At 67.5% G+C, this 19,020-nt stretch carries 17 protein-coding genes; 5 read left to right on the forward strand and 12 right to left on the reverse strand.

Annotated features, from left to right (window positions below; all coding sequences use genetic code 11):
- Positions 1 to 125 precede the first annotated feature (125 nt).
- Complete coding sequence (locus ACFYO1_RS42625; RefSeq protein ID WP_387245042.1) at positions 126 to 2,414, forward strand: HelD family protein; 2,289 nt, start codon at positions 126 to 128, stop codon at positions 2,412 to 2,414.
- A 109-nt stretch (positions 2,415 to 2,523) separates the two neighbouring features.
- Here ACFYO1_RS42625 and ACFYO1_RS42630 read toward each other — a convergent pair whose 3' ends face one another.
- The 3 genes from ACFYO1_RS42630 to ACFYO1_RS42640 all read right to left on the reverse strand — a co-directional run bounded on the left by ACFYO1_RS42630 (position 2,524) and on the right by ACFYO1_RS42640 (position 4,863).
- Positions 2,524 to 2,976 (reverse strand): universal stress protein, encoded by a 453-nt coding sequence (locus ACFYO1_RS42630; RefSeq protein ID WP_387245045.1) that lies wholly within the window; start codon positions 2,974 to 2,976, stop codon positions 2,524 to 2,526.
- Positions 2,977 to 3,454: 478 nt separating this feature from the next.
- Complete coding sequence (locus ACFYO1_RS42635) at positions 3,455 to 3,868, reverse strand: DoxX family protein (protein ID WP_387245048.1); 414 nt, start codon at positions 3,866 to 3,868, stop codon at positions 3,455 to 3,457.
- A gap of 107 nt (positions 3,869 to 3,975) precedes the next feature.
- Positions 3,976 to 4,863, reverse strand: coding sequence for a helix-turn-helix domain-containing protein (locus ACFYO1_RS42640; protein ID WP_387245051.1), 888 nt, complete (start codon positions 4,861 to 4,863; stop codon positions 3,976 to 3,978).
- A 73-nt stretch (positions 4,864 to 4,936) separates the two neighbouring features.
- Here ACFYO1_RS42640 and ACFYO1_RS42645 point away from each other — a divergent pair, with 73 nt between their 5' ends.
- On the forward strand, positions 4,937 to 5,407 hold the full coding sequence (locus ACFYO1_RS42645) for a VOC family protein (RefSeq protein WP_387245054.1): 471 nt from the start codon (positions 4,937 to 4,939) through the stop codon (positions 5,405 to 5,407).
- Positions 5,408 to 5,427: 20 nt separating this feature from the next.
- Here ACFYO1_RS42645 and uvrB read toward each other — a convergent pair whose 3' ends face one another.
- Positions 5,428 to 7,620, reverse strand: a complete 2,193-nt coding sequence (gene uvrB, locus ACFYO1_RS42650; protein WP_387245057.1) for an excinuclease ABC subunit UvrB — start codon at positions 7,618 to 7,620, stop codon at positions 5,428 to 5,430.
- A 339-nt stretch (positions 7,621 to 7,959) separates the two neighbouring features.
- Here uvrB and ACFYO1_RS42655 point away from each other — a divergent pair, with 339 nt between their 5' ends.
- Positions 7,960 to 8,604, forward strand: a complete 645-nt coding sequence (locus ACFYO1_RS42655; protein WP_387245060.1) for a DUF402 domain-containing protein — start codon at positions 7,960 to 7,962, stop codon at positions 8,602 to 8,604.
- 47 nt (positions 8,605 to 8,651) lie between these two features.
- Positions 8,652 to 9,176: a DUF402 domain-containing protein gene (locus ACFYO1_RS42660; protein WP_387245062.1), complete on the forward strand. Its 525-nt coding sequence runs from the start codon at positions 8,652 to 8,654 to the stop codon at positions 9,174 to 9,176.
- 21 nt (positions 9,177 to 9,197) lie between these two features.
- Here ACFYO1_RS42660 and coaE read toward each other — a convergent pair whose 3' ends face one another.
- Complete coding sequence (gene coaE, locus ACFYO1_RS42665; protein ID WP_387245065.1) at positions 9,198 to 10,400, reverse strand: dephospho-CoA kinase; 1,203 nt, start codon at positions 10,398 to 10,400, stop codon at positions 9,198 to 9,200.
- Between the two features lie 339 nt (positions 10,401 to 10,739).
- Between coaE and ACFYO1_RS42670 the strand changes: the two genes are divergently transcribed.
- Positions 10,740 to 10,952: a hypothetical protein gene (locus ACFYO1_RS42670; protein ID WP_378723557.1), complete on the forward strand. Its 213-nt coding sequence runs from the start codon at positions 10,740 to 10,742 to the stop codon at positions 10,950 to 10,952.
- A gap of 49 nt (positions 10,953 to 11,001) precedes the next feature.
- Here ACFYO1_RS42670 and ACFYO1_RS42675 read toward each other — a convergent pair whose 3' ends face one another.
- The 7 genes from ACFYO1_RS42675 to ACFYO1_RS42705 all read right to left on the reverse strand — a co-directional run bounded on the left by ACFYO1_RS42675 (position 11,002) and on the right by ACFYO1_RS42705 (position 19,010).
- Complete coding sequence (locus ACFYO1_RS42675) at positions 11,002 to 12,546, reverse strand: phospholipase C (protein ID WP_387245068.1); 1,545 nt, start codon at positions 12,544 to 12,546, stop codon at positions 11,002 to 11,004.
- A 204-nt stretch (positions 12,547 to 12,750) separates the two neighbouring features.
- Positions 12,751 to 14,154, reverse strand: a complete 1,404-nt coding sequence (locus ACFYO1_RS42680) for an MATE family efflux transporter (protein WP_387245071.1) — start codon at positions 14,152 to 14,154, stop codon at positions 12,751 to 12,753.
- Positions 14,155 to 15,234, reverse strand: a complete 1,080-nt coding sequence (locus tag ACFYO1_RS42685; RefSeq protein ID WP_387245074.1) for a PLP-dependent cysteine synthase family protein — start codon at positions 15,232 to 15,234, stop codon at positions 14,155 to 14,157.
- Positions 15,231 to 16,571, reverse strand: coding sequence for an alanine racemase (locus ACFYO1_RS42690; protein ID WP_387245077.1), 1,341 nt, complete (start codon positions 16,569 to 16,571; stop codon positions 15,231 to 15,233). The genes ACFYO1_RS42685 and ACFYO1_RS42690 overlap by 4 nt, the downstream gene beginning before the upstream one ends.
- On the reverse strand, positions 16,562 to 17,539 hold the full coding sequence (locus ACFYO1_RS42695; protein ID WP_387245080.1) for an ornithine cyclodeaminase: 978 nt from the start codon (positions 17,537 to 17,539) through the stop codon (positions 16,562 to 16,564). Before ACFYO1_RS42695 ends, ACFYO1_RS42690 begins: the two co-directional genes overlap by 10 nt.
- Positions 17,536 to 18,186 carry an ABC transporter ATP-binding protein gene (locus tag ACFYO1_RS42700; protein ID WP_387245083.1) on the reverse strand — a complete coding sequence of 217 codons (651 nt, stop codon included), beginning with the start codon at positions 18,184 to 18,186 and terminating at the stop codon, positions 17,536 to 17,538. Before ACFYO1_RS42700 ends, ACFYO1_RS42695 begins: the two co-directional genes overlap by 4 nt.
- Positions 18,183 to 19,010, reverse strand: a complete 828-nt coding sequence (locus tag ACFYO1_RS42705; RefSeq protein ID WP_387245086.1) for an ATP-binding cassette domain-containing protein — start codon at positions 19,008 to 19,010, stop codon at positions 18,183 to 18,185. The genes ACFYO1_RS42700 and ACFYO1_RS42705 overlap by 4 nt, the downstream gene beginning before the upstream one ends.
- Between the last annotated feature and the right edge of the window lie 10 nt (positions 19,011 to 19,020).

The raw sequence follows: 19,020 nt of genomic DNA on the forward strand, positions 1-19,020 counted from the left end.
CCTGCGGATACGGCGACCCCGCCGCAATCGCAGTAGACTCGACAACCTTGTTTTCCGAACGTTCGCGCGGCTATTGCCCCGCGTGTGTAGCGTTCGCTCGGCTCATCGCGGTGAAGGAGTTCAGTTTGCCCGACCTCACTCAGGACCGTGCCGCCGATGCCGGTACGCCCGAGCTGACCCGCGAGACCGAACAGGAACAGAAATACCTGTCGGTGCTGTACGACCGGCTCGACGAAATGCGCGACTACGCGCGCAACCGATTGCGCACCGTGCTGCTGGAATCCGGCGGCACCCCGCAGGCGCGCAGCGAACGCGAGTCGTTCAGCCAGCTCTATAACGAGGATCTGGCCAAATACGATGCGGCAGAACACGGTCTGTGTTTCGGCCGGATCGATCTGGCCGACGAATATCGCTATATCGGCAGGCTCGGCATTCTCGACGAGAAGGACGACTACGAGACGCTGCTGCTGGATTGGCGCGCCTCGCTGGCCCGCCCGTTCTACCTGGCCACCACCGCCGCACCGGACGGCGTCACCCGGCGCAGGCACATCCGTTCGCGCAACCGCAAGGTCACCGCGATCAACGACGAATACCTCGATCTGGACGCCGCCCGGCAGGCCGGCGCGGCCGACGGCGACGCGGGCGTCGGCGCCGAGAGCGCGCTGCTGGCCGCGCTGAACGCGGCCCGCACCGGGCACATGAACGACATCGTCGAGACCATTCAGCACGAGCAGGACGCGATCATCCGTTCCGAGCACAAGAGCGTGCTCGTGGTGCAGGGCGGCCCGGGCACCGGCAAGACGGCCGTCGCGCTGCATCGCGCCGCGTATCTGCTCTACACCTACCGTCAGCAGCTGGCCAAGAGCGGCGTGCTGATCATCGGTCCGAACGCCACCTTCCTCGACTACATCGGCCAGGTGCTCCCGTCGCTCGGCGAGACCGGCGTGCTGCTGTCCACCATCGGTGACCTGTACCCGGGGGTGAAGGCGACGCGCGAGGATTCGTTGCGGTCGGGCGAGATCAAGGGCTCCCTGGAGATTCTGGAGGTGCTCAAGCAGGCCGTGCGCGACCGGCAGGAGGTGCCGGCGGAACCGGTCCGGCTCAGCTTCGACGGCTACCAGGTGACCCTCGATCGCAAGATCGCCACCCGGGCGCGCGGCCGGGCCCGGTCCTCGCGGCGTCCACACAACCTGGCCAAGCCGATCTTCACCAGCGCGGTCATCGACGCGCTCACCGAACAGCTGGCCGAGACGATGGGTAAGGATCTCTCCGGTGGGCCGAGCCTGCTGAGCCGCACCGACATCGCCGAGATCCGCGACGAGATGCGGGCCGACCAGGAGATCCAGCAGGCCATCGGCAAGCTGTGGCCGCTGCTGTCCCCGCAGGACGTGCTCGCCGATCTGCTCGCCGACCCCAAGCGCCTCGACCGCGCCGCGGGCACCCTCTCCGCCGAGGATCGCGCCGAACTGGTCCGCCCGGACAACGGCGAGTTCAGCGCGGCCGACGCACCACTGCTCGACGAGCTGGCCGAACTGCTCGGCGTGGACGACTCCGAGGAACGCGAACGCTCCCGGCGGCGCTGGCGGGCCCAGCTGGCCGAGGCGCAGGACGCGCTGGACATCCTGACCGGTTCCGCGCCACAGGATCTCGAAGACGAGCTCGACCCGGAAATCCTGATGGCCTACGACCTGATCGACGCGAGCCAGCTCGCCGAACGCCAGGACGTGCGCACCCGGCAGACCACCGCCGAGCGCGCCGCGGGCGACCGCACCTGGACCTACGGGCACGTCATCGTGGACGAGGCGCAGGAGTTGTCGGAGATGGCCTGGCGAATGGTGATGCGGCGCATCCCGAATCGCTGGATCACCGTGGTCGGCGACGTCGCGCAGACCGGCGACCCCGCGGGCGCCTCGTCCTGGCAGCGGGTGCTGGAACCGTATGTGGCCAAGCGATGGAAGCTCACCGAGCTGACCGTGAACTACCGGACGCCGGCCGAGATCATGGACGTCGCCGCGGACGTGCTCGCCGCGATCGACCCGTCGGCGTCGGCGCCCCGCTCGGTCCGCGACAGCGGGAACCCGCCGCGCGGATACCGCGTCGCCGCGGACGAAGTGCACGATCAGGTCGGGAAACTGGTGGCCGGCGAGACCGGTCCGGGCACCACCGCGGTAATCGCGCCGCACTCCTTGCTCGGCGAACTGGCCGACCTGGCCGGCGAATCGGTGCGAGTGCTGACCGTGCACGACGTGAAGGGCCTGGAGTTCGACGCGGTGTATCTGGTAGAGCCGCAAGCGATCCTGGACGAATCACCGCGCGGTCTGAACGACCTGTACGTCGCGCTGACCCGCGCCACGCAACGCCTCGGGGTCATCCACAGCGAGGACCTTCCCGAGGTATTGAGCGCGCTGGCCTGACCTCGGTCGAAGGCGCTTCCGGCGCTTACATAAGCCAAAGGCGCCCTTCGGTCGAGTACACAACCTCGACCGAAGGGCGCCTCTCGTCTGTTGTGCTGAGAGAGGCCTTTTAGCGGACGGTGTGCACGATCAGGACGTCCGAACCGGACTTGCGCGCGACGTCCGACGGCACCGAGCCGAGCAGGCGGCCGGTGAGGGTGTTCAGGCCGCGGTTGCCGACCACGAGCAGGTCGGCGTCGACATCCTTGATCAGGGTGAGCAGCGACTCGACCGGCTCGCCGACCACGGCGCGCTCGACGATGTCCTTCGCGCCCGCGGCGACGGCCTTGTCCCGTGCGGTGCGCAGGATCTCGTTGGTGGGGGCGGACCCGCGCACCTGGTATGCCTCGTCCTTGAGCACGTCCGCGGCGGCGGCCACGTCGCGATCGTCGGTCGGGTAGTAAGCACACGCGATGACCAGGGTCGCGGCGGACACTCCAGCCAGTGCGGCGGCCTTCTCGACGGCGACGTACGACGAGTCCGAGCCATCGGTACCGACAACAATGGTCCGGTAGGCGGTCATTCTGTCCTCCAACTGTGTCAGGGTGCCTACGCCCGGGTGCACCACCAAGACGTGCCCCGGCGCAGCGACTTGGGTCGACCCTAGCGGCAAACAGACCGGAATTAACAGATATCGCAGCACATCACATTCCCGGTGTCCGGCCATTGGCGCCACACGTTCGCCAGGAATTGCGGGAAGGGCATCGACAAGCTGGGCAGACACAATTGCCGGGCCCGGAAACTGTGATCGAGCACAACCGCGCCGAACGGTCTTGTCCCCCTGGGATATTCGTCACACACCAGGCTGGATCGGACAGACATCAGCCCGCCTCGGCGCGTAAATCACGCACCGTGACGGGCCGCTGGAGCCTGGGACTACCGTGCCATTACGGCCACTGCCGGTAGTTCGCCCAGAATAAGCCCAGAATCGCTCCGATGATGTCCATGCCTTCCTCTCCCTGCAAGTAAAAGAACGCGCAATATTAGCGCGGCGAGCGGGGTCAGAGGTCGAAAAGCGGTCCGGTGATGGTCAATCCGAGGTCGTCGACGTGGGCGAAGAAGGCGAACAGCATCAACGCGGCGCCGGCCAGCGCCAGATTCTTGTTGAAGTTGACCATTTCGCCCTGTTTGGCCTGCGGATCCGTTTCCTTCCAGAACTGATGCATCAGTCCCGCGGTCGCCACCAGCACCACCGCCAGCAGCAGCGAACCGAGATCGGCCCACACGCCGAGCAGCACGCTCAACCCGCCGAGACCGAACAGTGCGCCCGAGCCGAGCACCGATAGCTTCGCCATCGGCACACCCTTGCTCGCGGCGTAACCCGCCATCTGCTCGGTCTGCATGAAGTGCCCGAGCGCGGAACTCAGGAACAGCACCGAGAACAACACCCGTCCGATCAACACCACGACATCCATGTCCAGCTCCTTTTTCGGCTGACAGTAGGTAGTGCAACATTCAACTAGGAACCCGGGAGCTATCCCCCGGGCCGTTGTCGAATGGTCGAATACGATCGGCTCCGCAACTACATCCTGGTCGGGATGACCTTCGCCGTGACCTCGTTGCGCGAGCGTAGCGAATTCTTGGCGTATTCCAGTGGAGCCATTCCGACTTCCGCGGTGAACTCTCGCGAGAAGTGCGCCTGATCGAAGTATCCCAGCTCCGCGGCCAATGTGGCGAGATCTTCGGTGCGGCCGCGGGCGAGCAGCTCGGCGCCGTCTTGCAGGCGATAGCGGCGCAGCACCCATTTCGGGCCGGCCCCGACGTAGCGGCGGAACATCCGTTGCAGTGTGCGGGTCGGGACGCCGAACCGGTCGGTGATCTGATCGACCCTGGTCAGCTCCGGGTCCTGGGCCATCGCGTCGATGATGCGCAGCACCAGGTGGTAGGTCGGATCGTCGGCGGCGGGACGGGCGGCGAGGAAGTCCTCGACGATGGCGCGGCGCTGCTCGTCGGTGGCGACGGCGAGGACGCGGTCGGCCAGGCCGTGCGCGTCCGGCATGACGTCGGTCAAGGCGACCGTGGCGTCCCGGAACGATCCGACGTCGAGCCCGGTGCAGGCGCCGAAGCCGCCCGCGCGGAACCGGACGCCGAACACCTCGCCCTCGCCGCTGAGTTCCCGGATGAACTTCGTGGTGCACACGCCGTTGACGAAACTGCCGGTGCCGGAGGCGGTTCGCTCGAAGGTGACGTTCACGCTCGGGTAGGACAGCACCTCGGCCCGATACGGCGGCCGGCCGCGCAGGTCCCAGCGCACCGACCAGTACCACTCGACGAATCGGTCGACGGCGGGTCCGGCGGGCAGCCGGGCCAGCGTGCGGTACTTGGCCTGCTCGTCCGGGTGCAGGATGCCGGTGGTGTCGGCGGGGGCGGCCGGATTGCGGGCCAGCTCGGAATCAGCGCTGCCGGGCATGGTTTCGCTTCCGCCGGGCACCGTGTCGCTTTCTTACAAGACCGGCGGCACCCGCCCGACCAGGATTGATGACATGACGAACACCGTGAATCCCATTGCCGAGGGCTACCACTCCATCACCTGTTTCCTCGCGGTCGGCGACGGCAACAAGGCCATCGACTTCTACACCGCCGTCCTGGGCGCCGAGGTGATCACCCGCAACGATCTGCCGGACGGTCAGCCGGCGCACGCCGAGCTGAAGATCGGCGACTCGACCTTGCAGCTGGGCATGCCCATGCCGGACAACAATGTGCTCGCCCCGAACGGCGAGTGGGTGCACACCTCGATCGTGCACTACTGCCCCGATGTCGACGGCGTCATCAAACGGGCGCTCGAACACGGGGCGCGCAGTGCCGAGGAGCCACAGACCTTCGTCACCGGTGACCGGTTCGGCGTCATGATCGATCCGTTCGGCCATCGCTGGGCGATCATGACCAAGGTCGAAGACGTCTCCCCGGAAGAGGCGAAGCGCCGTGTCGACGAGTGGATGGCCACCCAGAGCTGACGTGCGACGGACGCTGCCGCTCAACTCAATCCGGCGGCGTCCATGCCGCGCAGCTCCTTCTTGAGATCGGCGATCTCGTCCCGCAACCGGCCGGCGAGCTCGAACTGGAGCTCGCGGGCCGCGTTCATCATCTGCGCGGTGAGTTCCTTGACCAGGTCCGCGAGTTCGGCGCGCGGCATCGACTTGATATCGCGGCCCTCGTAGACGCCGGCGCTGACCGCGCGGCCGGGTTCACCCTGCGCGCGGCGGCCGCGGCTGGAGTTGCGGCCGGAGCCGCCGACCTCGACCTCGGTCTCGTCGGCCTCCCGGTACACCTGATCGAGGATGTCGGCGATCTTCTTGCGCAACGGTTTCGGGTCGATGCCCATCTCCGTGTTGTAGGCGACCTGCTTGGCCCGGCGACGATCGGTCTCGTCGATCGCGTGCCGCATCGAGTCGGTGATCTTGTCCGCGTACATGTGCACCTCGCCGGACACGTTGCGCGCCGCGCGGCCGATGGTCTGGATCAGGCTGGTGCTGCTGCGCAGGAAGCCTTCCTTGTCCGCGTCGAGGATCGCGACCAGCGACACCTCGGGCAGGTCGAGACCCTCACGCAGCAGGTTGATGCCGACCAGGACGTCGTACTCGCCGAGGCGCAGCTGCCGCAGCAGTTCGACGCGGCGCAACGTGTCGATCTCCGAGTGCAGGTAGCGCACCCGCACGCCGAGCCCGAGCAGATAGTCGGTGAGGTCCTCGGCCATCTTCTTGGTCAGCGTGGTGACCAGCACCCGCTCGTCCTTGTCGGTGCGCTGGCGGATCTCGTGCACCAGATCGTCGATCTGGCCCTTGGTCGGCTTCACCACGACCTGCGGGTCGACCAGGCCGGTCGGCCGGATGACCTGCTCGACCACCTCGCCGCCGACCTGGCCCAGTTCGTACGGTCCGGGGGTGGCCGACAGATACACCGCCTGGCCGATCCGCTCGGCGAATTCTTCCCAGGTGAGCGGCCGGTTGTCCACCGCGGACGGCAGCCGGAAGCCGAACTCGACCAGGTTGCGCTTGCGCGACATGTCGCCCTCGTACATACCGCCGATCTGCGGCACGGTCACGTGCGACTCGTCGACGACGAGCAGGAAGTCGTCGGGGAAGTAGTCGAGCAGCGTGGCCGGCGCCGATCCGGCCGGACGGCCGTCGATGTGCCGCGAGTAGTTCTCGATGCCGGAGCAGAACCCGACCTGCCGGATCATCTCCAGGTCGTACTGGGTGCGCATGCGCAGCCGCTGGGCCTCCAGCAGCTTGCCCTGGCGTTCCAGCTCGGCCAGCCGCTGTTCCAGCTCGGCCTCGATGTCGCGCACCGCGCGTTCCATCCGTTCCGGGCCCGCGACGTAGTGGGTGGCCGGGAAGATGCGCAGCATGTCGACCTGCCGGACCACGTCGCCGGTCAGCGGGTGCAGGTAGTACAGCGCCTCGATCTCGTCGCCGAAGAACTCGATGCGGACCGCGAGCTCCTCGTAGGACGGGATGATCTCCACGGTGTCGCCGCGCACCCGGAACGAGCCTCGGGTGAACGCCATGTCGTTGCGGGTGTACTGCACGTCGACCAGCAGCCGCAGCAGCGCGTCGCGGTCGACCTCGGTGCCGACCTCGAGCTGCACCGACCGGTCGAGGTAGGACTGCGGGGTGCCGAGGCCGTAGATGCACGACACCGACGCGACCACCACCACGTCGCGCCGGGACAGCAGGCTCGACGTGGCCGAGTGCCGCAGCCGCTCGACGTCGTCGTTGATCGAGCTGTCCTTCTCGATGTAGGTGTCGGTCTGGGCGATGTACGCCTCGGGTTGGTAGTAGTCGTAGTACGAGACGAAGTACTCGACGGCGTTGTTCGGCAGCATCTCGCGCAGTTCGTTGGCCAGCTGCGCGGCCAGGGTCTTGTTCGGGGCCATCACCAGCGTCGGGCGTTGCAGCCGTTCGATCAGCCAGGCGGTGGTCGCCGACTTGCCGGTGCCGGTGGCACCCAGCAGCACGACGTCGCGCTCCCCCGCCTTGATCCGGCGTTCCAGCTCCTCGATGGCGGCCGGCTGGTCACCCGCGGGGACGTGCTCGCTGACCACCTCGAAGCGCGCGTCGCTGCGCTCGATCTCGCCGACCGGCCGATGCTCGGAGTGGGCGAGCGGGGTCTCGGCCGCGATCCTCTCCGCGTAGCCTTCCGTCGGAATCTCGGTTGCGAATGCCATGCTCACCAGCCTAAGCCCACCCACCGACAAGTTTCTCCGGTCGTGCGGGCGGTGGTCACCGCACCCCGGTCGAGGAGATATCGGGCCGACGTCGACATCGGCGCCCCGAGGTTTAAAACCGCGTACGACCACGCGACATTCCCGGAAGATAATCCGCGCTTTACCGGATCAATACCGTTTCACTCTCAGGCGCCGTTACGTGTCCGAAATGTCCCTTGCGGCAACACATTTCGTATCCAAAAACATATCGCGTCATTCCGCCCAACTACCAATACCCGGGTGTACTCTGACTTGGTTGTTCGGACAACATGTTCGGATGTGGCGAAGGACTAAAGAGCCATGAGAGGTCTGATTCCATTGCTCAATACCGTGCCGACCACCGGCTTCACAGGATCAATAGCCCGACACCTCCGCGCAGCGGTGCCGGGCCTGAACAACAACGCCGCCGCCCCGCCGAACACCGCCTTACCGCCCGGTCACCCGCCGCATCGGCCGCACGTCGAGTTCTTCAACCTCGCCGAACTCACCAGCACCGACAGCAAGGGTTTCGTCCGCCAGGTCGAGCGCTACCAACACGAACCGTGGGGCGTCTATATGGCGCGCATCGTCCCGGTGCCGCACCATCACTACCTGGAGTCCTGGCTGCTGCCCGACCTCTCGCTGCGGGTCACCTGCGCCCGGCGCAACCCGGCCCACCACATCGACCACGACTTCCACCTGGATATCGGCGAGTTCACCGAGGTGGCGCCGAAACGCTGGAAGGCCGTCGACCACTACCTCGACATCGAGGTGCACCGCGGTCACCGGGTCGAACTGCTCGGCGTCGACGACCTGCTGGCCGCGCACGCGGCCGGAATGGTGGACACCGCGCAGGCGCACCGGGCCTTCGAGTGCGCGACCGCGGCCCTGGACGGACTCGCCGCCAACGACCACTGTGTCGAGGACTGGCTGGCCACCCAGGGCATCACGCTCACCTGGATGTAACCGTCAGGCCACTCGACTGCGGCGTCGCGGCGGTAGATTCTGAATGCATGACCCAGGCATCCTCCGTTGACGTGCATCGACCCAAGGTCGAGTACTTCGATCTAGCGGACCTGACGAATACGGATCCGAAGGGATTCGTGCGGCCGGTCGAGCAGTACCACGTCGAACCGTGGGGCCTGTACATGGCGCGTACCTCCGACCATGAACAGTTCCATTACATCGAATCGTGGCTACTGCCCGACCTGGCGCTGCGGGCCACCGTCTTCCACTACCACCCCGAGCACCAGCGGGACCAGGACTTCTACCTCGATCTCGGCGAGTTCGGTCAGGTAGCGCCCGAACGGTGGAAGTCGGTGGACCATTATCTGGACATCATCGTGCGCTCCGGGCGCGGCACCGAACTGCTCGACGTCGACGAGCTGCTGGCCGCGCTCGGCGCCGGGCTGGTCACCGCCGCCCAAGCGCAGGCGGCCATCGAGACCGCTACCGGGGCGATCGACGGCATCGCCGCGCACGACTACGACCTCGGGCGCTGGCTCGACTCGCTCGGCGTCACCCTTACCTGGAGATAGCGCCGCAAAGCGGTTGCGCCGCTAGCGATCCCGCCAGGCGAGCATGCGCGGATAAGCGGCGGCGAACCACGGCTCCTTGACGTCGATATAAACGCTCATCGCCTCCGGGCCGACCAGCCCGGCGGCCTTCGCCTCCGCCGCGCGCTTCACCTCGAGGTATTCGGCCCGCGCCCGCGCGTCCGCGCGCAGCCAATCCCGGAACAGCAGCGCGTACTCCTGGCCCGGCGAACCGGCCACGCGCACATGGATATTGGCGAGCCGGCCGGGATCGGCGTTCTGGTGATAGCGCTTGGTCCACAGCGACACGTCCGTGCCCGCCGGATCCTGCGGCGTCGGCCGCGGGCAGTCCTCGGTGATCTCCGGCCGGACCGGAAAACCCGCCGCGCCCAACGCATCTCGCAGGCCGTCGGCGGCGGCGAGGTCGGCGACGGTGATCTGCAGATCGATCACGTCCTTGGCCGGCAGATCCGGCACCGACGTCGACCCGATGTGATCGATGCGGGACGCGGACGCGCCGCAGGCCACCCACAGCCGGGCGATCAGCCGCTGCGCCTGCGCCGGCCACTCCGGATTCGCGGGCACGACGCGTATTTCCTTGCGGCGCGCGGGAGTTCCGGTGCGCAAGTTCTGTTCGAACGGCACCAGCCGCTCCTGCCACAGTTGCCGCACCGCCTTGTCGACCGCGTCGGGCGCCCCGCGATTGTCGAGCAAGACATCGGCGACGGCCCGGCGCTGTTCATCGGTGGCCTGCGCGGCAATCCGCGCCCGCGCGTCGGCCTCGGCGACGCCGCGCAATTCGACCAGGCGGTGTAACCGAGTTTCGGCGTCGACATCGACGACAACGACCAAATTCATCAATGGCGCCAGACCATTTTCGACCAGCAGCGGAATATCTTGCACCACAATGGCGTCGCCGGGCGCCGCGGAAATGAGTTCGGTGGTGCGCTTACCGACCAGCGGGTGGGTGATCGAATTCAAGGTCGCGCGCGATTCGTCGTCGGCGAACGCCTTCGCCGCCAAGGCGGGCCGGTCCAAGCTGCCGTCCGCCGCGAGGATCTCCGGGCCGAACGCCTCGACGAGCGCCGCGAGGCCCTCGGTACCCGGCGCGACGACCTCCCTGGCGATCACGTCGGAATCGATGATGACCGCGCCGAGGTCGGCCAGGATCCGCGCCACCGTCGACTTGCCCGCTCCCATGCCTCCGGTGAGGCCGATCCGCAACATTCGACAAGTCTCGCATCCCGGCGCCGATGGCGGACCCACCGCCCACTTACCACCGCCGCTGTGCGTCGGTGCCGCCGACATCGCCGTTCGACTACGGCGACACAATCAACCCGATTACCCAACCGGGCCGCGCTTTCCACCTCACGCCGCCGCAATTTCCCGATCCGTGACGAGGCCGAGACCGATTCGCAACAATTCCGGCCGGACCGGGTACGGCGTCGACAACTTTCCGACACGCCGAGGCAATTACTTGCGCAAAATACTCTGCGCGGCACTTTCGTTCGGCTAATCTTCGCCCTGGCGATCGAGGCGCCAGTACCAGCAAGCAAAGGAACACCATTGGGCACCAGAACTAACCAGACGGCTCGCCACCGCCTGGGCATGGCGGGCGGCGTGCACTGCGTCCACATCCCCGCCGTCGCGGCAGCATTGGCCGAACACCGCCGTACCTGGTTCACCGCGTTGATCAGCCCGGCCCGGCACAGCTTCGCGGCGATGCGAAAACGCTCCGTCGTCCCGTCGGTCCGGTGGGTGCCCGCCACCGCAAGCTGACCTCATCCGTTCGAGAAGTGGCCCAGCCCCCGCCAGGGCTGGGCCACTCTCATGCCCGAACCAACCCGCTCGGCTTGCGCCGGCTTCCGGGTTGCTGTGCCGGCATCGAATTCGGCGGCACCGGATAGGGAATCCCGGTGGTCGCCGTACCCAACGCGATATTCGGGCCGCATTGCGCGACCGCGGCATCCATTTTCGGTTTCGGATCCGGCAGCACCGGTTTCGCGATATCCGGGGCCGTGCCGAAATCGAACGTGGAGGTCATGTCGCCGGTGACCCCGCGTCGCCACGCGGTCACGTTCGGCACCTCCACGCCGAACCTGGTTTCCAGCAGTCGCAGCTGTGAGGTGTGGTCGAAGGTCTCAGAGGCGACCAGTCCGCCTCGGGTGTAGGGCGAAATCACCAGCGCGGGAACGCGATAGCCCAAACCTATCGGACCCGCGATGCCCTTCGCGGCGGACACGCGGTCCAGCGGCACGGTGAGGAACTCGCCCGGGGTGCCCGGCGGCGGAGTCGGCGGGGTGACGTGGTCGAAGAAGCCGCCGTTCTCGTCGTAGCTGATGATCAGCGCGGTTTTCTCCCATACCTTCGGGTTCGAGGTGAGGATGTCCAGCAGCTGCACGATCCCGAAGGCGCCGAAAGCCGCTGGCAGCGCCGGATGTTCACAGTTCAGCAGCGACGGGATGACCCAGGAGACCGCGGGCAGCGTGTCGTTGGCGACGTCGGCCTGAAAGTCGTTGGGGTACACCGGGGCCAGGCCGCGGCGCGCCAATTCCGAGTTGGGATCGGCGGATTGGGTGAAGCAGCCGAGCATGCCGTCGAGAATCACCGAGGACAGCGGACCGACGTCCCGGTTGTTGTAGACCTTCCAGCTGACCCCGGCCTCGGACAGGTTCTCCGGGTAGGTGCGCCAGCTGTAGACGTGCTGCGGGATCATCGACGGGGTCTCCACCAGCGGACCGCCGGCCAGTCCATCCGGGTCGATGGTGCCGCTGATCCAGTACAGGCGGTTCGGGTCGGTGGGGCCGAGCACCGAGCAGTGGTAGTTGTCGCAGAGGGTGAAGGCGTCGGCGAGCGCGGTGTGGATCGGAATGTCCTCGGGCAGGTAGTAACCCATCGCGGCGGGGGCGTTCGCCGGGCCGACGCTGGCCACCGACATCGGCATCCACCGGTCGTTGCGGCCGCCGTTCCAGGCGTGGTGCATGCCGGCCCAGGAGTGGTCCGGGTCGTTGATGCATTCGCCGTCGAGGCTGGCGCCGCGGGTGGTGTCGAGCCGGAACGGATTCACGAAACCGTCGGGGCCGGGCCCGGCGCCCGGCGCCCAGCCGTACTGCCGCCAGGCCGGTGACGCCTCGTCGAAGCCGCGGACGCCGGACAGGGTGCCGAAGTAGTGGTCGAAGGAGCGGTTCTCCTGCATCAGCAGGACGAAGTGCTCGATATCGCCCAGCCCGCCCATCCCGGCGGGGTCGGCGGCGTAGGCGCGTTCGATGATCGGGTTGGCCCAGGAGGCCAACGCGCCCACCGCACCGGCCGCTGCCGCCTTCGCTAGGAATTGTCTGCGATTGAGTCCGCTGAACGGCCCCGCTGCGCACATTTCTTCGGCCGACCTTTCCGCCAGGGCTGTCGAGCACCGTTTGACGATCCGCGCCGACCATACCCGACGTGCTGCGACGCCGCAGAGAAAGATCGTTTAGCCGAGTCGCGAAGTGAGCGGAACCACGATATGGGCGGCGATTCCTGAATAGTTGCCAACCGAAATGTCGCGCCGTTCTGAGTGTTTCACCCCTTTTGCCCGCTTTCACCGAATCGATGGCACGGATTCCGTACTGGGCGTGGCGATGCCGGAGACGCCGCGCTGAAACCTGCGCCACACCAGCAACGCCGTGACGCCGAAACCCAGGCACAGGCCGAGCCAGATACCCGGTGCGCCCCAACCCAGTCCGAACCCGAAGCCGGCCATGGCGGGCACGCCGATGGCGAAATAGCCGATCAGCGTGCTCTGCATCCCCGCCTTGGTGTTTCCGATGCCGCGCAGCAGGCCGATGGACAGGTTCTGCGAACCCTTGCAGTACTGCTGAATGATCGCGAACCACAACAGGGTCGAGGCCGCGGCGATGGCGGCGGCGTCGTCGTGATGCGAGCCGAGGAACGGCGCGAGCACCGCCGCCGGGAACAGCACGTAGCCGAGTCCGACCACGGTCATGAAGGCGAAGCCGAGGGTGAACGTGCGGCGGGCGATGCCCGCCACCGCCTTTCGGTCGTCCTGGCCGATGGTGCGGCTCACCAGAATCGAAGAGCCTTGGGAGAGACCGATATTGACCTGATAGACGATGTAGGCGAGCTGGTTGACGATATTGCTCGCGGCCAGCGCGACCGGCCCGAAGCTACCCATGAGTACCGCGGCGACGGAGGTGATCGCCGCCTCGGCTCCGTAGGTCAGCGAGATCGGGGTACCCATCCGGACGATGCGGGCGACCGTCGCCCGGTCGGCCCGCCAGGCCCGCAGGGACAGCAGGTCGCCGAGCAGCGGGTCGCGGGTAACGGTACGCAGGTAGAGGCCGAAGGTCCAGAGCTGAACGAGCGTGGTGGCCAAACCGATTCCGGCCAGGCCGAGTTTCGGCACACCGAGCCAGCCGAAGATGAACAGCGCGTTGAGCAGTGCGTTTATCCCGATCGAGAGCAGCGTCACGCGCAGCAGGGAGCCGGCCCGGCGCAGGCCGACGGCGAACTGCCGCAATACGTTCAGCCAGAGCATGGGGATCAGGCCGGGGGCGAGCGTCCACATGATCGGACGGGCCAGCCGGAGCACCTCGGGGTCCTGGCCGAGCCAGCGCAGCGCGTACCCGAGGGTGATCAGGATGAGCGCACCTGCCGTCGCGGTCACGGTGGCCACGAGCGCGGCGGCGCGGACCAGCCCGCGGATCTCGGCGCGCGCCTGCTCGTCGAAATCGGCACGGCCGGTGCGCTTTTCGCTGCTTCCCACCGCCTGGGCGATCATGTTTCCGACGCCGGTGATCATGCCGACGCACATGGTGCGCAGCTGGTTGTAGAGCAGCAGCGCGAGGCCGCCCGCGGCCACGGCGGCGATGCCGAGCAGGCCCATCATGGCCATGTCGACGGTGGTCAATGCCACCTGTGCGAGCTGGATGCCGGCGATCGGGGCGGCCAGCACGACGATGGTTCGATACTGTCGCAACTCCATCTACGCTCCCGCCCGCTCGACGGCCGCCAGCCGTACCGATTCGTCATAGGCCCGGCAGAGTCGCATGATTCGCTGCTGGGCTGCTTCGTCATAGAGGCCGCGCTCGCGCAGCCAGTCGTCGTCGTACACGGTGTCGAGGTACTTCTCCCCCGCGTCGCACACCAGCACGACGACCGTGCTGCCCGCGGGCAGGTGCACGAGGCGGCGCAGCGCCACCTGGATCGCGGCGCCGCCGGTTCCGCCGACCAGGATGCCGGTCCGGCGCGCGACCACCCGCGCGGTGGCGAACGCGTCGAGGTCACCGACGCGGCAGTCCTCGTCGATGGCGTCGTATTTCACGTTGCCGCCCACCGGGAATCCGGCGGGACTGCCCGCGCCGGTCTGCCAGTAGCTGCCGCTCGCGCCGCCGAAGATGATGGAGCCGGTGGGTTCGACACCCAGCGCGCGCACACGGGAACCGAGCCGGCGCAGCTCTTCGACTGTGCCGCAGAGGGATCCGCCGGTGCCGACGGCACCGACCAGATAGTCGACGTCGGTGTTGAGGTCGGACAGCAGTTCTCCGGCCAGGTCGTGATAGCCCGCGTTGTTGTGCGGGTTGTTGTGCTGGTCCGGGCGATAGGCGCCGGTGCGGGCCGCGATTTCGGCGGCGATGCGCCGCCGTTCGACGGTGCTCGGTCCACCGGTGCCACTGCTGTCGACCGAAACCAGGTGGGCGCCCATCGCTTTCATGGCGCGCAGCTTGTCCTCGGCGGCATGATCGTCGACGACGGCGGTGAACGTGTAGCCACGTTCGAGGGCCATCAGGGCCAGTCCGGTGCCGGTGTTGCCGGAGGTCGGTTCGACGATGTGGCCGCCGGGGCGCAATTCGCCGCTGCGTTCGGCCTGCAGCACCATTTCCCTGGCCATCCGGACCTTCGCGGAGCCGGTCGGGTTGAACTGCTCCAGCTTGAGCAGCAGGCGGGTGCCGCTGCCGGTCCGGATCAGTTCGAGCAGCGGGGTGGAGCCGATCAGCTCGGAGGCCGTGCGGACGACGTTTTCCCGCAGCCGCGGCCGTTGGGTGGGCAGTGTGTGCGCGGTCATTTGTCCAAGCGCCACCGGAACCGGCCCTCCTCGTGGGTGATGACTACCTTCGGCGGTAGCGGGAGCTGGTGGAATTCGCTTTCGTTCTTGTCCATCTGATAGCCGGCGGTATTCGGGTACAGCAGCAGATCGCCGTGCGCCGGGCATTGCGGGAGCGGGACTTTGCGCCAGGTGAGGACGTCGTATTCCATGCAGCTGGCGCCGCCGACGCAGCTGGCGATCGGCGCTGCCGCGGGATTCGGGTTGCGGGGCACCAGGATCGGGTCCGGGAGGAACTCGCTGCCCTTCCACTGCTCGGAGACGCTCATGCTGAGTCCGTGCACGGTGGTGATGCCGTGGTCGGCGTTCTGTTTGTAGCCGAGCACCGGGAAGACGGTGAAGCCGGCGTCGATGAGCAGCGCGCGGCCGGGTTCGAGGAACAGCCGGAGATTGTTGGTGCGCAGATGATCAGCGAGGGTCTTCCGGTCGAAGGTGGTCGTGAGGATCGCGTCGAGCATGTCCGCGCCGGTGGGGCCTTGCGCGTACGGATAGAACTTTTCGAAACGCTTTCCCGCGTGGAACCACTCTTCGTTCTGGTGCGCGAGGAAGTCGTTCCAGTCGCCGTCCCGGAGATACCGGCAGGCGAAGCCGCCGCCGATCGAGATCGTGGTGATCGGTAGTCCTCGCGCTCTGGCCTTGGCGCACAACTGGATCAGGTCGTAGGCGAGTTCGGCACGCGGCGCGACCGCGTAGCCGTCCAGGTGGAACGAGAACCCGATCAACTCGATCTGCGGACGCGATCGCGCGCACAGTTCGATCGCCGTGTCGAGATCCGTTGCCGAGAAACCGAACCGGCTGTGCGGGGCATCCGGAGGTAACCGGCGCAGCAGAATCCGTGCCGGGCCCGCGTCGCGCGCGATCTCGGCGAGCCGCGTCAGCTCGTCGAGGGCGTCGATGGCGATCACGCAGTCGTGCCTGGCGGCAAGCCGCAGCAGCGTATCGGTTTTGGCCGCTCCGGTGACGCCGATGTCGCGACCACGGATGCCGTTGGCCAACGCGTGCACGAGTTCGGGCTCGCTGGCCACATCCACGGCCCCGTCGAGGTCGGCGATCGCCGGCAACCAGCAGCCCGCCTTGTTCGCCTTCTTGCCGTAGTAGATCTGCCCGCTCACCCCGTGTCCGGCAAGCGTGCTCTGGAACGACCGGAGGTTCTCGGCGAACTGTTCCGGATAGACGACGTGGAACGGCCCGCCGACCGCGTGCTGGATGTCGAAGAGCAGCTGCCGGTCCGCGCGCACCCGGCGCTGCCATTCCTGTTCCAGCGCGGGCAGTTCGATCAGTGCGGTGTTCAGGACCACAGTTCCACCCGCTGTCCGCGTCCGGCCGCCACCGCGCGGGTCGCCAGCGCGTGGGCGACCGGGATATCGGTGATGATCATGCCGCTGGCGAACGCGAATACCCGATCACCGGCGCCGGCTCGCCCTGCGGCCGTGCCCGCCACGATGTCCGGCAGTTCGGCGTCGATCACCGGCGAACCGTCCGGTCCCGCCAATCGGGTGCCGGTGACGCCGAGTTGTCCTGCGCTGGTGGCGATCGCGTAGTCGGCCGCGCGCAAGGCTCCGCTCTCGACGCCCTTGCTGGCCACCGAGATCAGCAGTCCGCCCGGCTGGAGCCATTCGGTGCGTACCTTGGGATGCGCGGCCCGGCCGGAGGCGACGACGACGATGTCGGACTCGGCGACCGCGGCCGGCACGTCCTCGACCAACTCGATGTCCCGGTCCGGGAACCAGCGGTGCAGCGCGGCAATGCTTTCCGCGATGCCCCCGGGATGGGTACCGAACAACCTCAGCCGCTCGAGCTGCGGCAGCGCGGTCAGCAAGTACGGCAACGTGTTTCGGCCCTGAATTCCGGTGCCGAGCATGAGCGCGCTCCGCGCACCCTCGCCGGCACAGTGTTTCGCGATGATCGCGGTGGTGGCCGGCGTCCGGGCGGCACCGACCCGCTGGCAATCCATGAACGCGAACGGCAATCCGGTGGTGTCGTCGTACAGGCTGATCGTCGTGTAGTACTTGTCCGCGCTCGCGCTGCCCTGCCGGTAGGACGTCTTGAACCCGAGGTGCTCGAGCGAACTGTCGTAGCCGAGCATCGAATACGACACCGCGTCGCGTTCGGGCTTCGGTATCGGCAGCATCAGCTTCACCGGGCAGCGGGACTCACCGCGCGCGAACGCCAGGTAGCCGTCCTCGACCAGGTCGATCACCTCGGCGGGTGGCAGGTCGATGTCGGCCAGATCGGTGCGGGTGAGGATGTGCAGTGCGTGACTCATAGAACTCCGATGTCGGTTGGCGAATCGTGCGAAGAGTTGTCGCCCAGATGCACGATTCGATCCGTGCACACGGCGAGCAGGGACAGGTCGTGACTGATGAACAGCACGCCGACGCCGGTGGCGGCCAACCGGGTCACGGTGCGGGCGACGGTGGCCGTGGTGGCCGGGTCGAGCATCGAGGTCATCTCGTCACAGAGCAGGTAGTCGGGTTTCGAGGCGAGGACGCGGGCGAGCGCCGCCCGCTGCAACTGCCCCTCGGAGACCTGCGCGGGATAGCGGTCGAGCAGATCCGTTGTCATGCCGACGGATTCGGCGACGGTGTCCCAATCCACCGGTCCGCGCGCCAGTTCGGCGATGGATTGGCGCAGCTTCAGCCGCGGATCGCAGGAACGGCGGGGTGACTGGAACAGCATCGCGACCCGGCCGGTCCGCCGCCGAGGAAGCGGCGCGCCGTCGACGGTGACTCTGCCACGATCTGGCCTGCGCAACCCCGAGAGGACATGGGCCAGGGTCGTTTTGCCGGTGCCCGACGGCCCCGCCAGCCCGACCACCTCGCCGTGACCGATCTCGATGGACACGTCGGTGAGCACTCGGCGTCCGCCGAGCCGGACCGAGACATTCTGTGCGGCAAGTGATCCTTGGTTCATGGCAGGCCATATCGGTAGTCGGCGGGCAGATTCACCAGTTCCGGCGTCCTGAACGGCAGCGGGGACAACCCGTTCTCCGGCAGCGCGGCGAGCAGGTCTTTCGTGTACCGCTCGCTCGGGCTGTCGAGAACCGCTGCGGCGCTGCCGGATTCCACGATCCGGGAGGCATGCATCACCGAGAGGTCGGCGCATACCCCGGACGCCCGCAGCGCGGTGAGGTCGTGGGTGACCAGCAGGACGCTGCCGCCGTCCGCGGCGAAGTCGCCGAGCAGCCGCAGGATCGCCGCCGCCCGCTCGGCGTCGAGCGCCGAGGTCGGTTCGTCGGCGATGATGAACGCGGGATCGCCCGCCAGGGCGAACGCCATCGCCGCGCGCTGCGCCATGCCGCCGGAGAGTTCGTGTGGATACTGCCGCAACGCGGCGGCCGCCAATCCCACGCGGGTGACGAGTTCGACCGGATCGTGCGCGGTGCCGAGATACCGGATCGTCTCGGCCAGCTGCGGTCCGATCCGCCGGACCGGGGTGAAGTAGGTCATCGCCGACGGCGGCACCCAGGCCACGGTGTGGCCGCGCGACCCCCAGATCTCCCGGGTGGTCAGCGTCCGATCGCCGAGTTCCAGCGACACCTCGCCGGTCATGTGCGCCCGCTTCGGCAGCAGGCCGGTGACCGTCGCGGCCAACATCGACTTACCGGAACCGGATTCGCCGATCAGCCCGTGCACCGTACCGCGCCGCACCACCAGATCTGCCGCGGTCACGGCGTGCACCGCACGACCGGGCGCCAGCGGAATGCGCACCGTGACCTGCCGGAGGGTGAGCGTCATGGTGAAACCT

Source organism: Nocardia sp. NPDC006044, from assembly GCF_042871115.1.
Taxonomy (GTDB): Bacteria; Actinomycetota; Actinomycetes; order Mycobacteriales; family Mycobacteriaceae; genus Nocardia.

Bases quoted from the DNA above. Each gene is read 5' to 3' on its own strand.
- ACFYO1_RS42680 (WP_387245071.1), bottom strand. From the start codon at position 14,154: ATGGAGTTGCGACAGTATCGAACCATCGTCGTGCTGGCCGCCCCGATC.
- ACFYO1_RS42640 (WP_387245051.1), bottom strand. From the start codon at position 4,863: ATGCCCGGCAGCGCTGATTCCGAGCTGGCCCGCAATCCGGCCGCCCCC.
- ACFYO1_RS42685 (WP_387245074.1), bottom strand. From the start codon at position 15,234: ATGACCGCGCACACACTGCCCACCCAACGGCCGCGGCTGCGGGAAAAC.
- ACFYO1_RS42655 (WP_387245060.1), top strand. From the start codon at position 7,960: ATGAGAGGTCTGATTCCATTGCTCAATACCGTGCCGACCACCGGCTTC.
- ACFYO1_RS42695 (WP_387245080.1), bottom strand. From the start codon at position 17,539: ATGAGTCACGCACTGCACATCCTCACCCGCACCGATCTGGCCGACATC.
- ACFYO1_RS42705 (WP_387245086.1), bottom strand. From the start codon at position 19,010: ATGACGCTCACCCTCCGGCAGGTCACGGTGCGCATTCCGCTGGCGCCC.
- ACFYO1_RS42700 (WP_387245083.1), bottom strand. From the start codon at position 18,186: ATGAACCAAGGATCACTTGCCGCACAGAATGTCTCGGTCCGGCTCGGC.
- ACFYO1_RS42675 (WP_387245068.1), bottom strand. From the start codon at position 12,546: ATGTGCGCAGCGGGGCCGTTCAGCGGACTCAATCGCAGACAATTCCTA.
- ACFYO1_RS42645 (WP_387245054.1), top strand. From the start codon at position 4,937: ATGACGAACACCGTGAATCCCATTGCCGAGGGCTACCACTCCATCACC.
- uvrB (WP_387245057.1), bottom strand. From the start codon at position 7,620: ATGGCATTCGCAACCGAGATTCCGACGGAAGGCTACGCGGAGAGGATC.
- coaE (WP_387245065.1), bottom strand. From the start codon at position 10,400: ATGTTGCGGATCGGCCTCACCGGAGGCATGGGAGCGGGCAAGTCGACG.
- ACFYO1_RS42635 (WP_387245048.1), bottom strand. From the start codon at position 3,868: ATGGATGTCGTGGTGTTGATCGGACGGGTGTTGTTCTCGGTGCTGTTC.
- ACFYO1_RS42630 (WP_387245045.1), bottom strand. From the start codon at position 2,976: ATGACCGCCTACCGGACCATTGTTGTCGGTACCGATGGCTCGGACTCG.
- ACFYO1_RS42660 (WP_387245062.1), top strand. From the start codon at position 8,652: ATGACCCAGGCATCCTCCGTTGACGTGCATCGACCCAAGGTCGAGTAC.